The organism is Methanococcoides seepicolus (assembly GCF_023684405.1).
Classification (GTDB): domain Archaea; phylum Halobacteriota; class Methanosarcinia; order Methanosarcinales; family Methanosarcinaceae; genus Methanococcoides; species Methanococcoides seepicolus.
In genome coordinates this window covers 1-13,948 of the sequence record NZ_JAGSOI010000006.1, presented here as the reverse complement: position 1 = coordinate 13,948, position 13,948 = coordinate 1, and the positions used below count along the sequence as shown (strand labels likewise).

At 39.9% G+C, this 13,948-nt stretch carries 16 protein-coding genes and 1 pseudogene; 5 read left to right on the top strand and 12 right to left on the bottom strand.

Features of this window, described 5'->3' with window-relative positions; genetic code table 11:
* Window positions 1–208: 208 nt before the first annotated feature.
* Window positions 209–397, top strand: coding sequence for a CxxC-x17-CxxC domain-containing protein (locus tag KDK67_RS02555; protein WP_250867275.1), 189 nt, complete (start codon window positions 209–211; stop codon window positions 395–397).
* A 327-nt stretch (window positions 398–724) separates the two neighbouring features.
* Here the strand turns inward: KDK67_RS02555 and KDK67_RS02550 are convergent, their stop codons facing one another.
* Both KDK67_RS02550 and KDK67_RS02545 read right to left on the bottom strand, forming a co-directional pair.
* Window positions 725–1,744, bottom strand: coding sequence for a hypothetical protein (locus KDK67_RS02550; protein WP_250867274.1), 1,020 nt, complete (start codon window positions 1,742–1,744; stop codon window positions 725–727).
* A gap of 146 nt (window positions 1,745–1,890) precedes the next feature.
* Window positions 1,891–3,174, bottom strand: coding sequence for a gluzincin family metallopeptidase (locus tag KDK67_RS02545; protein WP_250867273.1), 1,284 nt, complete (start codon window positions 3,172–3,174; stop codon window positions 1,891–1,893).
* A 300-nt stretch (window positions 3,175–3,474) separates the two neighbouring features.
* Between KDK67_RS02545 and KDK67_RS02540 the strand changes: the two genes are divergently transcribed.
* Window positions 3,475–4,644 carry an ABC transporter permease gene (locus KDK67_RS02540; protein WP_250867272.1) on the top strand — a complete coding sequence of 390 codons (1,170 nt, stop codon included), beginning with the start codon at window positions 3,475–3,477 and terminating at the stop codon, window positions 4,642–4,644.
* A gap of 81 nt (window positions 4,645–4,725) precedes the next feature.
* On the opposite strand, the gene KDK67_RS14230 is transcribed toward KDK67_RS02540, so the two are convergent.
* Together KDK67_RS14230 and KDK67_RS02535 are read right to left on the bottom strand one after the other, a co-directional pair.
* A complete protein-coding gene (locus KDK67_RS14230; RefSeq protein WP_276575040.1) occupies window positions 4,726–4,860 on the bottom strand; it encodes a hypothetical protein in 135 nt (44 codons plus the stop codon).
* Between the two features lie 9 nt (window positions 4,861–4,869).
* Window positions 4,870–5,664, bottom strand: coding sequence for a UbiA family prenyltransferase (locus tag KDK67_RS02535; protein WP_250867271.1), 795 nt, complete (start codon window positions 5,662–5,664; stop codon window positions 4,870–4,872).
* Between the two features lie 263 nt (window positions 5,665–5,927).
* Between KDK67_RS02535 and KDK67_RS02530 the strand changes: the two genes are divergently transcribed.
* Entirely contained in the window at window positions 5,928–7,229 is a 1,302-nt protein-coding gene (locus tag KDK67_RS02530) for a phenylacetate--CoA ligase family protein (RefSeq protein ID WP_250867270.1), read from the top strand.
* Window positions 7,230–7,304: 75 nt separating this feature from the next.
* On the top strand, window positions 7,305–8,153 hold the full coding sequence (locus KDK67_RS02525) for a methanogenesis marker 8 protein (RefSeq protein WP_250867269.1): 849 nt from the start codon (window positions 7,305–7,307) through the stop codon (window positions 8,151–8,153).
* Window positions 8,154–8,229: 76 nt separating this feature from the next.
* Here KDK67_RS02525 and KDK67_RS02520 read toward each other — a convergent pair whose 3' ends face one another.
* Genes KDK67_RS02520 through KDK67_RS02500 form a run of 5 tightly spaced genes read right to left on the bottom strand, consistent with a single transcriptional unit; the run spans window position 8,230 to window position 11,129 of the window.
* Window positions 8,230–8,628, bottom strand: a complete 399-nt coding sequence (locus tag KDK67_RS02520) for a formylmethanofuran dehydrogenase (RefSeq protein WP_250867268.1) — start codon at window positions 8,626–8,628, stop codon at window positions 8,230–8,232.
* Entirely contained in the window at window positions 8,629–9,873 is a 1,245-nt protein-coding gene (locus tag KDK67_RS02515; RefSeq protein ID WP_250867267.1) for a formylmethanofuran dehydrogenase subunit B, read from the bottom strand.
* 16 nt (window positions 9,874–9,889) lie between these two features.
* Entirely contained in the window at window positions 9,890–10,348 is a 459-nt protein-coding gene (locus KDK67_RS02510) for a (Fe-S)-binding protein (RefSeq protein WP_250867266.1), read from the bottom strand.
* 55 nt (window positions 10,349–10,403) lie between these two features.
* Complete coding sequence (locus KDK67_RS02505; protein ID WP_250867265.1) at window positions 10,404–10,688, bottom strand: ferredoxin-thioredoxin reductase catalytic domain-containing protein; 285 nt, start codon at window positions 10,686–10,688, stop codon at window positions 10,404–10,406.
* Between the two features lie 12 nt (window positions 10,689–10,700).
* A complete protein-coding gene (locus KDK67_RS02500; RefSeq protein ID WP_250867264.1) occupies window positions 10,701–11,129 on the bottom strand; it encodes a thioredoxin family protein in 429 nt (142 codons plus the stop codon).
* Between the two features lie 126 nt (window positions 11,130–11,255).
* On the opposite strand from KDK67_RS02500, the gene KDK67_RS02495 reads away from it, so the two are divergent.
* Complete coding sequence (locus KDK67_RS02495; RefSeq protein ID WP_250867263.1) at window positions 11,256–11,453, top strand: hypothetical protein; 198 nt, start codon at window positions 11,256–11,258, stop codon at window positions 11,451–11,453.
* A 267-nt stretch (window positions 11,454–11,720) separates the two neighbouring features.
* Here the strand turns inward: KDK67_RS02495 and KDK67_RS02490 are convergent, their stop codons facing one another.
* The 3 genes and pseudogenes from KDK67_RS02490 to KDK67_RS02480 form a co-directional block, all read right to left on the bottom strand.
* Window positions 11,721–12,398: a right-handed parallel beta-helix repeat-containing protein gene (locus KDK67_RS02490; protein ID WP_250867262.1), complete on the bottom strand. Its 678-nt coding sequence runs from the start codon at window positions 12,396–12,398 to the stop codon at window positions 11,721–11,723.
* Window positions 12,399–12,628: 230 nt separating this feature from the next.
* Window positions 12,629–12,874, bottom strand: a complete 246-nt coding sequence (locus tag KDK67_RS02485) for a winged helix-turn-helix domain-containing protein (protein WP_250867261.1) — start codon at window positions 12,872–12,874, stop codon at window positions 12,629–12,631.
* Window positions 12,875–13,803: 929 nt separating this feature from the next.
* Window positions 13,804–13,948, bottom strand: a pseudogene (locus KDK67_RS02480) (IS1 family transposase); the annotation flags it as partial.

Below are 13,948 nucleotides of genomic sequence, written 5' to 3'. Positions count from 1 at the left end.
TTCCCTAAGACCATATAAAAAAAGGAGCTAAAGACTTCATTGACTTATTTAGAATATCCAGGCACCTAAAAAACCAACAGTGCTATATATAATCAGACCATGAATTGAAACAGTCAACGAATCCATCAAGACCTCCCAAGAATAAGGAATTTACACGTGCGGATCTTTTTGGATGAATTTGGTATAAAATATAAAGGGAGGAAAACAGATGGAAAGAAGAAGCTTTAACGGCAGAGGCGGCGGAAGCGGTGGTTTCAACAGTGGACCAAGAGAGATGCACAAAGCTAAATGTGCTGACTGCGGTCAGGAAACAGAAGTGCCTTTCGTACCGGACCCTGACAGGCCAGTATACTGCAAGGAATGCTACCAGAGCCACAGACCACCTAAACGATATTAAGTGGATGTGAATCTTACTATTCTTTTAAACAATCAAAATTAAGGTGTGCGATCAGATAAAATGTTTCTGACATGATCGCCGCTATCTATTTTTAATTGGTTTTTGTGCTACCGATTATTAATTTATAGACTAATTGGACCATCCCAGCGTTCAGTGAATAAACTCAGATCAGTCACAACTAAAAATCTAATTGAATTCCCATATTTATCAGAAAAATGACCTTGCAGCCTCAGACCATTATCCAATCCATACGAAATAGATCGTATTAGCGACAATGGAAAATAAAATATGGTGAAAAAGGGTACCACATAACAATGGCACTCTTCTTTATTGTCCAACTAATGCGGTCATTATAAACCCTGCAACTAATATCGCAACAATACCTACAACCCAGAACTTGATTATCTCTTTCATAGGTAATGTAAAAGGTACAGTATCCGTGACCTTATATTGAGATATTGCAGGAGCAACTTCAGTAGGCGCAGTCTGGACCATTGTTACCTTTTTAACAGATGGTTCTGTTACAGAGGCATTTACCCTTTTCTCATCTGCTTGTCGGATAACTTTTTGTGCAGGTTCCTTTACTGCAACAACAGGTTCTGCTTTTACCATAGTCGGTTTTTTTACTGTAGCTTCAACAAATGTAGGTTCGTTCTTTTCTTCCACAGCTTCAACAAAGGTACTCTCGCTCTTTTCTTCTGCAGCTTCAACGAATTTACCCCCACCATCCTCTTCTGGAATTACGAGGGATTCAGCCATTTCAGACTCATCTTGCGTGTGGACCCCAGCATCATATTCAACATGTGCATCGGATTCCCATTCCAGCTCTTTGTTCTTTGCATCTTCGAACGCAGTCCACTTGTTGTCCTTGATTACCGGATTCACCGATTTCAGCCCTTCCTGCGGTTCTTCTATTATCCCTATCACATCATCAGCAGGAATGGCCTCATCTGCGGAAACTCCGGCCATAGGAGAATCGTTTGAAAAAGAAAAACTTTGTTGTGCAGGTATGGCCTCTTCTTCAAAATTAAGGGTATCTGAGCCAAAGTTTACATTTTCAAAGGAGCTTGTTTCAAGGGCCACATCATCATCCTGCTCAAAACCACTTGCAAGACCTTCCATTTCATCTGCCTTTGCTCTTGAACCAAGTGCTGCATCTACCAGCCCCAGTTCTTGTTGAGCATCTGCCATAAGTCTTAATGCCTGCGCATTTCCCGGTTCTATCAACAGGCATTTTGTGAAATATTTCACTTTCTTATCCTGACTTTTTGTTTGAACCCCAAGGTCAAACCAGTTCTTAGCACTTTGATCCTTTTGTTTTTCCTTAAGCTTTTCAATAAAATCCATTTGAGACACCCCTTGGAACAAAACCTGCAGTTTTGTCGGAATATATGCATGAGCAGACTTGCTTAACATAATAGTCTTTGATAACTATAAAAATATGTTCCTTGTTAAATTAAAAACATATGCCCATTTTCACCAGATTTAATGAGTTAGAGATATTGATCATAGATAGCATCAAGCTCTTTGCCTGAAATACTTTCCATGATACTTATGTGGTCACTTTTATCAACATGCCCCATATTGATGAATTCCACACCAGCATCCCTGAAAGTATCCATGCCAACATCCCCGTAGAGGGAATAAGTTAAAAGAAATGCCCTTTTGTAATTTAATTTGGTCTGATATGCATAGCCTGAAGCTAATTCAGAAGGTGTTGACCAATCGGCAAGCTTCCCATCGTTCCTTTCATCAGCTCCAATATCTGAGAGTCGATCCAATTCCTTCGTGGCTTGCAAAGGGTCGAGCTCTTCAAGAACCTTCATAGCATAGAAATTAGCGTAACCTTCATCCATCCACAGTTGTTCGAAAGAACAGCATTCTGTCCAGTAATGGGCCAATTCATGTATCAATGTTATGTCCCTTGACGTATGAAGCAGTGATATACCCTTGCTCCAGTTATTAAGACCCCCATAACCACCAGTATCTTCCATACTGCTTTCAGTAATGGTTATGCCATAACCAGCAGGATATGCAACACCCCACAGATCTTCGAGAATTACAAGGCTACTGGATGTCGTATCCATAACATGTTCCGCCCACTGCTCTTCCCCATCCCAGTACCTGACTGTCACGAGGACATCTTTTTTCTTTAGTTTCACAGTTTCAGTCATACTGTTCAATTCAGTATGCCTTACAAGATCAACTGTTATTGGTGCAACACTCATCCCCAAATTGCCGGGATCAATTACATACATGTTTTTCAGAGGTACTACCACACAATTCTGTTTATTCAGATACACCTCATATTCATCAGGTATGATGATCTTTGCAGTTGCACTATCAGTGTTATCCCATATATTGAAAACAGCGGTATTTTGGTTGACCATTAGGTCATACTCAACTCTAAATTTGAAAACATCGCCATACCACATTCGTTCATTGAAATTAAATATATAAAATTCACCATCACCCTTTGTATATTCCATACTGCTGGAACTATCATATGCCCTGATGTTCTCAGCACCATCGGGGATGTAATAATTATAGGTGTCATAATAACCCTGCCAGTAACGAGTATTTTCATCGAGGTTAGTGAATGTGATTTCTTTAGTCACATGGACAATATTCTCGTCACCCAGAAGCTCGTAACTAAGTTCAGCAGATGTGGAGATTCCATCCCCCCCGGCTGCAACGATAGTTACTGATGCTATGAACAGAAAACTGAGCAAAAGTATTATTGCTGCATCTATTGCAAGGACCTTCTTTTCAGACACCCTCATGAGAAAGAAGTTCGCATGGACACAGACTTAACTTGCATGGCATGAATTATATAATTCGTGCACATGATTTAATGCATATATAAAAATCGAAGATTGATTATAATATATAAATGCACAATTTTCAATATGCATTAAGCAAATTTAAGAAAATGATATCTTTCAGCTGTGTGTACATGAGATCTGCACATAACTTTTCAGAAGTTATAAATTAGATACAGACAAAACAAACAAGTATTAAATCGAAGCAAATACTATTGCTATATCAGTATCTGTGTGTTTATTGGGAGTTTTTTGATGTTCGAGTTCACCATAGCAATACGCCACATAAACTCACGCCGTCGCCATACATTTTTTTCTTTAATGGCAGTTGCATTAGCTGTGAGTACCATAATCGTCCTGATGTCGATGATGACCGGTTTGCAGGAAGAGCTCCTTGAAATTACTATCGAAAACGCCCCACATATCGTAATAAGCCCACAATCCGAAGATGGTGACGAACTGCACCTTTACAAGTATCTCATGTCAGTGATAAGCGAGAAAGAAGGTGTTGTGGCAGTATCACCTTATCTTTCGGGACAGGCGGCTCTAAAATATAAGGACAATGCCGAAGGAGTCCTGCTCAAAGGGATAGAGCCAGAAGCTGAAGATCATGTAATGCATGTCAGTGAGGACATCGTTTCCGGAAGCTTTACGATGCTTGCACTTACGGGCCATGGCATTGTTCTTGGTGATAAACTTGCAGACAACCTTGAGGTTGGTCTCGGAGATAATGTGGAAGCAATTTATCCAGGTTCAAATAAACGGGTCTTTAAGGTAGTGGGGATAATCAACACCGGCACTCCGATCGATGAAAGTATTGCATATGCCAGACTGGGAACATTGCAGGAGCTTTTCAGGAAGAATGGTGTCGTCACTTCTATAGGTGTCAGAGTGTTCGATCCATATCAAGCGGAAGCAATTGCAGATTCAATTGAAACCGACACCAGTGCTGATGCGGCAAGCTGGCTGGAAGCCAACAGGGAGATCCTGGAATTGCTTAATACACAGCGTGTATTCATCTGGATATTTTATGCACTCATCTACATCATTGCCGGATTCGGTATTGCCAACACCCTGGTTACCGTTGTCATGGATAAGAAAAAAGAGATAGGCATGCTCATGGCCATGGGAGTATCACGAAGAAGCATCACTTCCATATTTCTGATAGAATCAGCGGTTCTCGGAGCTTTTGGCGTTATTGCAGGTTGTATTATTGGCTACATCGCATCTGTTTCAATTGGAGCATATCAACTTGAATTGCCCAGTGAGATGTATTTGGGACTGGAGACGATGCCAATTACGATCCTTGCCAGTAACTTCTTTTATGCTGCAACCTTTGCGTTCGTCCTGAACGTTCTTGCGGGTGTTTATCCTGCAAGACGTGCTTCAAGACTCGATCCTGTTGAATCCATTGAAGGCGATTGAACGCTCAATGATTGGATGTATTATCTGCCGGTTTAAATGAAACTGCCCTATATAAGTGCCAGATGCTGACACCTTTGGTCCTCAAAATATCATAGTACCGATGTCGGCTGCATAAGGGACTAGTCTGGAGAGCACTATGCCCCCGCAAACAAGAACTGCCCACACAAAAGGCTCCCCTGCTGCAAGTATGTAGCATCTGTTATCAGTTCTTGACATTAGAACTTTTCATTTATACATTACTGAATAAGCCATTACCAACATTATCATTAAGACAAAAATTGGCAATATTTTCATATAGACACCAACTGCAAGCAATATCAAGGTTACAATATTGAGCATTTTGAGCAACGATATACTCTTATCATGGCCAAATATTGCCGGTATGGGCAACAGCCCTTTTATTCGATCCCCTTCTATATCCCGAATGTCGAACATTATCTGGATACCTACCATTCTAAGGAATACGAAAGCTGATATGACCATTGCAGATATGTCAATTTGATATCCATAATAGACGAACATGGTGAAGATGAGGAGTCCCCATACGAGTGATACGAACAAATTCTTGAATGCTGGCAATTTTTTTGTGATGGATTTAAAATGTGAATGATACATAAGCCCCAGTACAAGGATCCCAAACCCAATGAACATGTTTTTGATATCACTGTAAATTAAATATGTGAAAGCTATTGCCACAATGGAACCATATATAGTAGCTAACAGCATTTTTTCGTCATTGTTCTGCAGATATTCTGAACGACTTGAGTAATTGTTCTTGTCTTCCTCTGCACCAGTAAAATAGTCGTACACATATATCGTATAGAAGATCAGGTAGATGATCAACATAAAGTCCCAGGTTATCGGAATAGCGAATATAATCGATGCCATAATAGCTACGCAGATAGCCCCAAATGCAAAAATATGCCCTCCATAGATAAAATCTTTCCATAATGCCTTTGTAATATCGTGGAAGTTCAGATTATTGGTGCTATCTCTAAATAATGTACATCCTTTGCTCATCGACATCCTCAAACATAAACATCTTTGCACACGTATTAGAACTATCTACCCACAAAAACTATAATTATGTACAAAATAACTTATTACATGAACATTTTATTGAGATTTGAGATAAGGATTTCATACATTCTCAAAAAAATAAAGATATTAAGACACCATATTTTGATCAATTGGATAATGCTCATGACCTGCAAGACATTAAACGAAGCATAGTAAATCATTTAAAGATTGAATTCATTCAGACGTGAAAAGGTGATCACATCATGAAATACTGGCAGCCAAAATATGAAACGATGGAACATGATGAACTTCTTGAATTGCAATTGAATCGCTTGAAGAAAACGGCTGCAGCAGTCTATAATAATGTGCCTTTTTATCGAGAGAAGTTCAAAGCCCTGGGTATCACTCCTGATGATATCAGATCACTGGATGATATCAGAAAGTTACCAATGACCAAAAAGACGGACCTTCGTGACAACTATCCATTCGGTCTTTTCGCAGTCCCAAAAAAAGATATTGTGCGTATCCACGCTTCTTCAGGGACAAGTGGGAAACCAACGGTTGTCGGATATACTGCCAATGATATCGAAACATGGGCAAATATGATGGCACGTAATTTTACTATGGTCGGTCTGGACGCGAATGATGTTTTCCAGAATGCCGTTAATTATGGCCTTTTTACAGGCGGACTGGGTTTTCACTATGGTATCGAACAACTTGGCGCCATGGCCGTACCAAGCGGGACCGGAAATACAGTAAGACAGATCGAAATGATGCAGGACTTTGGCGTTACTGCTATTCATTGTACTCCTTCTTATGGACTTTACCTTGCAGAAACTGTCAGGGAAATGAATGTCCTTGATAAATTATCATTACGAGTAGGATGCTTTGGTGCAGAACCATGGTCTTCCAGTACCAGAAAGGAACTTGAAGATGCGTTCAACATTAAAGCGTATGATTCCTATGGCCTATCCGAGATGATGGGGCCTGGTATCGCATTCGAGTGCCAGGAGCAGGACGGTCTTCACATATGGAGTGATCATTATCTTGTTGAAGTGCTTGACGAGGATGGCGAACAGGTTGCTGAAGGTGAGAAGGGCGAACTTGTGCTTACTTCATTAACAAAGGAAGCATTTCCTGTGATCAGATATCGTACCGGCGACATCACAAGACTTCTTAAAAGCGAGTGTGTTTGTGGACGTACAAGCAACCGTATCTCAAGGATACTCGGAAGAGCAGATGATATGCTTATTGTAAGAGGCATCAATGTTTTCCCATCACAGATAGAGAATGTTCTTGTGAGGATCGGGAAGATCACCGACCAGTTCGAGATATATCTTGACAGGAACAAGAAGAAACTGGACGAGATAACAGTCAGGGTAGAACTCGATGAAGGTGCATTCACAGGTGAGATACAGGACCTCGAATCAACAAGAAGACTTGTTGAAAGCGAGCTTAAGAGCGTATTGAACATCAGGGCCAATGTCGAACTTGTGGAAAAGGGAACAATTCCAAGAAGCACAGGTAAAGCAAAGAGGGTCTTTGACAGAAGGGAAGCTATCTGAGTCCCTTTTTTGCATCCAGATATTGCATGCCAATAAGAATAATTGTTCTCAAATATCAGTTGTGAGGTTGCGATAATGCCACATGTAATGGAGATCCTTGGAAAGACGAAAGTCGTTGTAGAGAATGGCGAAGTGGTTGAAGTCGGTGAACCGGAAATAGACTGGTGCCCACTGTTCGAGAAAGCAAGAGGCATTAAAAGGATCACACGCGAGGCTGTTAAGGAGAATATGGAGTTTCGCATAAAGGATTTTGGTCTTTTTACAAAGGACCGTATGCTTGAGATGGATGTTTTCGTGGGTTTTGGCGCTTCGGAAGTTATGATGACAGGACTTGGAAGGGACATCCTCGATACTACAGTGACAGTTTGTGACGGTGCAGGCACTGTTATCACGAACAATCCGGTGCTTGTTCAGGGAATGGGAGCAAGGATTTCGGGACTTGTGGAGACCGAACCTATTGATGAGGTCATGGACCGCATTGGGAAGATGGGCGGTATTGTGCTTAATCCATCTACTGCCATAATCGATCCTGTCGGAGGAGTCCTTAAGGCAATTGAACTCGGTTTCAAGAGAATTGCTGTTACTGTTGTTGACCCCGGAACTGCCAGAATGCTTCGCGAAATTGAGGGTGAGAACGACCTTGAGCTAATGATCATCGGAGCTCATACTACAGGTCTTAGCAGGGAAAATGCCCTTGAGATAATAAAGTACCTTGACATCATTACTTCCTGTGCATCAAAAGCGATACGGGATGTCATCAAACCTCTGGCACAGGTAGGTACTGCAGTACCTCTTTTTGCACTTACACAGAAAGGAAAAGAGCTTTTACTTGAGCGTGCAAAGGAAGTTGAAAGCCCCATTCTTGTTAATACTATGTCATTGCCAGTATTGCCAAAAAAGAAGCAGCCTAAGGAACTTATCTGAACTTTAGTCGGGCTTTGTACCCTAACTTTTGATAGACAACGCCCAGAACAAGTTGTTAATAAATAAAAGAATAAGGTCACTCATCAAAACTGGTGACCTTTTCATCCTTTGCATCAGAGATGGATGCAGTTATCATTTTGAATTTAGGTACTCCGGAACCACCGGTCTCAGAAGATACCAGGGCATTTGACCAGGGGCTGTTGGTCATGTATCCGATGCCTTCATGCCCTTCATCGTAGTCGGAAGGTCTGAGATGCACAACAACTCTTCCGAAGTTGTTCTTAAGAACTGCCTTTCTTCCATCCTTAAGCACCATCTTCTTCATGTCACCTTTATCCAGCAGAATTACAGCTGAACGTTCGGCATATTCATCCCCACATCCTGATGATTCAAGAGCGGTGCTTTGGAAGATATCCCTGTAGGTTATTATCTTGATATCGTATTCAGGAGCTTTGAGAAATTGTCCAAATCCCATTTATAATTCCCCCATAATGCGTTCCAGTATCTCTGCATCACACATTCGATCAGTTTCAGTCATGGCTTTGAACTCCACTTCAACACCATCCATCCTGACAGCAGTTCCCCCACACTCGGATCCTGCAGTTGCGGCTGGAATTGACACTTTTGCTTTTCGGGACGTCAGAGTATTGCATGGATCAATAGTGATTACCGAAATGTCCAACAGCTCTTTTGCAATACTGCCTGGAAGACTTGACATCGGGTCAGACCCTATTATTAGCGCTGCATCAACGGTTCTTGCCCTCAGCAATTCCACAACAGAACAGTGTGCCCCATGTTCAACATCATTCCCTGTGAATTTGACACGGTTTATATATCCGGTTTCCTCATGCAGGTTATGATTGGATCCCCGCATATTATACTGACCTACCATCGGGATGAGATGGAAGTTGGAAACTTCATTGAGCTTATCCATTAAACGGACTAGCGGTTCAATTTCCTCAAGTGAATAAACAAGGCCCAAGCCAACACAGATCACCCCGAATTCAGCTTTTTTAAGCATATTCGCAAGTTCAAGTATCTTCTTCGGACCCATTCCGAAAGAAACCTTGGGGACCTTGCCGGAAAGACCATTTGCGAGTGCATTAAGCAGCTCTTCATCCGCCTGTGGCGGTATCTGGTAGAACTTATCACCACAGATAGTAGCAGTATCAGACTTCCTCACATCGATGCAAATAGCTGTACGATCTTCCTCCCAACCACGTTGTCTTTCTTTTCCACGGGGGAAATAGGTGTATTTGGACAGATGTCTCGGATGTGAGTTAGAGGGGTCTGCTCCCCAGTAGACAATAACATCCGCCTTGTCCTTTACTTCATCAAGTGTGCAGGTCCTTATCTTATTCTCAAGTATTGCTTCGACGACAGGTCCCTGGCAGAACGAAGAAGTATCATCAAAATAAGCACCAGTCCTTTTTGCTACCTCAATAGCATTTTTCTGTGCCTGACTGGTCGAGTTCCCCATTCCAAAGAGCACCGGAGAATCGGCTTCCTTGAGTATTCGGGCAGCTTCTATGATAGCATCTTCAAGAGATGCGGGTGCGCCATCGATCCTACACTCAGCAGGTCTATTACATTCTTTCAGGCGAGCTACACCCTTTAGACATGCATTGTTCACCTTTGAAACCTTACCATCCTCTAGCTCGACCTCTATATCATCACAGAGAAGTCCACAACCTGTGCAAACGTAATATTCATTTTCCATTTGTTTCACACCATGATCAGACGAATTCAATTGCTTTTGTGGGGCATGTAACGATACAACCATTGCATAGTATCTTATTCTTACCAAATCGGCGACACTGACTTACATTGGATAGACGTACGACACCATCCTCTACCCGAAGGATCACATTGTCACTGGTGGGTGCATTTCCTGAACCTGCACCATACGGATCTTCAGCCACGTTAACAGGACATGCAACAACACAGTTACCGCACCCAATGCATTTTTCAGTATGCACGATCATACCCGACTCAGAAGCCTCTCCTGCAGGTGTGATGATCTCGGAAAGTTTTTCATAGTTCTCTTTGAACTTGTCCTCTTTCAGAGGCGGGCAATCATCGACCACGACCTCTCTTGAAAGAAGTGCTGCTGCAAACGCCATACAGGTCGCTTTACCACACTGTTTGCAATTTGTTTTTGGTAGTAACTGGTATATTTCCAATGCATTTGTCATGAATTCACCTGAAAAATATTAAAAATAACGAAGGAAAGATGTGCTATCTTTCTTTTCAGTCCTTTTTCTTAAAGAACAGATCACAATGACAGGAGCCATCATTACTGATCTCGTCCTTATGATAGATACAGGGACATATTATTTTTTTGTCCTCCTGATCATCACCGGTCACGATCCTGCAGGGACAGTAGTTCTTCCCGTGTTTGTTCCTGTTCCTTGCAAGTCCTTCAAGAACAAGATGCAACGACTCATCGTCGGGATTTAACATATATCCAGCCTTATCGGCATATTTGGATGTCCATACGTGCATGTCTTCTTTAGTAGATTCATTATTTGTCATGTTTTTCACTTCTCATGAACTATTTCCGGACGGTTGTTCCAGTAAGTTATCAAGATGTTCTCGGAGTTTATCTTCGTTGGTGTAGCCAACAACATTATTCTCCAGATCCCCATCTTTGAAGAAAAGAAGAGTAGGGACTCCTAATATATTGAACCTTTTTCCGATTTCAGGTGAACCTTTAAGGTCAATCTTAATAAACTTTACCTTTGATTCGTATTCACCTGCCAGTTTTTCGAATACAGGCCCCATCTTTTTACAAGGTGGGCATGTCTTTGTAAAACAATCAACTACAACGGGCAATTCTGAATGTTCCACCTCTGCCTCAAAAGCAAGGGTATTTATCATGAAGAGATTCTTGTTCAACTCCTCAACCACGGGTTCATTAAATTTGACTTGATTCTGTTTCCCGAAAATGCTTCCGATAAAACTTCCCAATCCCATTTATAACACCTTTTTATTTAAAATGTAATTTATGCTACCATTAATCATATGCACGTAAATTATTTAACATTGCACATTTGAGATTTAGGCTTCATTTAAATAGTATCAGCTTATAGAGAATTTATTATGTCGATGAAAAATATTAGCAAAAAACAAGCGCAGTATGGCGGATATGCCATATTTATATTTATTTTTGTGCTGATAGCATTCCCCCTACTCATCCCCATGGGTTTCAAGATGCTCATTCTTGTACCACTGGCTTTTGCTATAGGAATGGTGGGTTACTGGCTGGGCGGCTTAATTCACAGAAAAATGAGTGAATGAATCACTTATTTTTAGATGGTAGTATTAAGTAAGTACATAAAGTAGAACTATAAAAAAAGAAAGTTCGCATTTGTGACGGAACATGAATTCTTTTTTTGTTGAGTGTAAGGAATAATTCCATCCTACTCAATACAGGAAATGTGGCAGCAGGGAACTCAGATATCCCTGAGATCATAATTTCACCCATTCAACGGGTTCATTTTGTGTGCATACTGCTGTTTGTGTGGATTCAATACTGAGTCAGCATACACATACCAATAGCATCTCTTACCGGTATTTTGTGAGAGACATCTGAGAGTTATCATCGACTGTATCGATGAAGCCTTCACTGCCTTCATCAAAGAAACTATAATATCGACCTTTTCCAATTCCATTGTCCCACTGGTGATCTCCTTTTGAAACTACAGAATTATTGACCATGCTATTTAGGGATATCTTATTGTCATCAGAAGCAATTATGCGGATGCTTCCATTATTATCATTGATCATATTGCCACTGATCACATTATTATTGCTTTTTGTCAGAAGGTATAGACCATCCCTCAGGTACCCGTCAATAAGATTCTGTTCAATTACATTTCCCCCGGATTTGAAAAGATAGATTCCATATTGGTTTTCTTTTATAGTATTATTTTTTATGACATTATCTTTTGAAACCATATATAATCCGCTTCTTCCGTTGCAAAGAACAAATCCATCAACTACCGAATTTCCGGCATAGAGATTAATGGGATTTCCGAATCCCTTTGCATCTATGACAGGACTTCCCACTCCCTGTAATGTCAGTTGCTTATTTACGATCACATTCTCTTCATAAATGCCATTATGGACAATGATCTTGTCCCCCTCATTTGCATTGTTTACAGCATCCTGTATACAGGAATATTCTTTTCCAGGCCCTACTTCAATAGTGGCTGAATTTACCTTTGTTACGATGACTGACATAAGTAATGGTAACAAGAATAATTTGATCATAACATGTATTCTAATGTTCATTATGTACCTTCACCCCAATTGCAGTAGATAGAATGCTAAAAAAAGTAATAAAGAAGAATGAACTATACTTTAGAACGGATAATTAGTACGTGAGGTCATGACCAATAGTCAGAACTATTAATTAGGATTGATACCTGGTAAAGTTGATCAAAACAAAATTAAAAAAAATGGATTTAAAATCAAAACTCAGCAGAAAAGATCGAACCCATATCATTTATCTTATAAAGATATTCAGACCCTAGATCAGTTATTGAATACTTGTTTGAAGTTTTTTCTACAAGACCAACATCCATCATCATGTTGATATACTGATCAGCCCTGTTAAAATTTAAGTTTGCATTATAAACTATTGCAGTTTTTGTCACCTGTGACTTCTTTACAACATTTAAAATATCTACCATTATTTCAATCTTTCCACGACGCATTTTCCCTACACCACATCTTTAATTTGATTTAATTATCCCCAATCAATCTGGGTGTTTCTTTTATTTAAAGGTTACGAAATCCTTATATATACTCATCATAATGATTAGGAGAAAATTTAGTAGTGAACAAATTACAGTTCAAACTAATATAAGCGGCATCAGACGATACACTTATAGGTGGCAAAATTCCCTGCACATGCATTTCCAATCGAAAAATAAGGTCACTTACTGATCGATTTGAATTAAATCCTACTAAATATGTCAAAAATGCACCACAATCCACATCAACCTATTAAAATTCCAATAAATGGACTTAATAGTAAGATCTATTTCATGCTGTCATAGGCATGGCAATAGGAAAGCCTCAAGATAGCCTTTTTCAAAAAACTATTATAAGATAACTTGTGAAACATCATTCTGAGATATCTTCAAAGGATCGATGTGGGACAATTCATAAACTCAAATTACAAGATCCTTATGCAACTACTCCTTCGATTATCAAAATCTAATCAAAAATATGACTTTGCGATCAATTACACCAATGACCCTAATATGGTAAAAGATATGTTTCAATTCAGGGGATGGACGAGAGTAAGCAAAAAGGTCAACAAATTCATATCCATACATCTCACTATAAATTATTGACAAAAATAAAAGGTTTACACTATCTGTTTCATCTATAAAAAAAAGCAAACCAAAAATTGGTCCCCTCACTAATTCATTTATCTGATAATACAAGAAGTAAAAGTAAAATCGCCTGTAAGCTTATAACTGAGAAGGTCAATATCCGAATTTATTGGATTTTTCATAGACCTTATCCATCGGGTTTTTGGAAGATGTAGCATGATTTAGAAAATCGCTATCATCTTCCTTCCTTTATGGAGCTTTATTTGTTTTACTTTTCTTTTTCAAATGAAATTTTGGCATTGTTAACTAAACATAGCTAACTCTTTATTTCTGTACTTCATCAAAAGAAGAACAGAGTACTTCAGCATTTCAAGACTCTTAGTATAACACTTTGACTTTCTTCTCAATCTTGCCAGAAAGTGCCTAATTATGCTGTTATATCCTTCA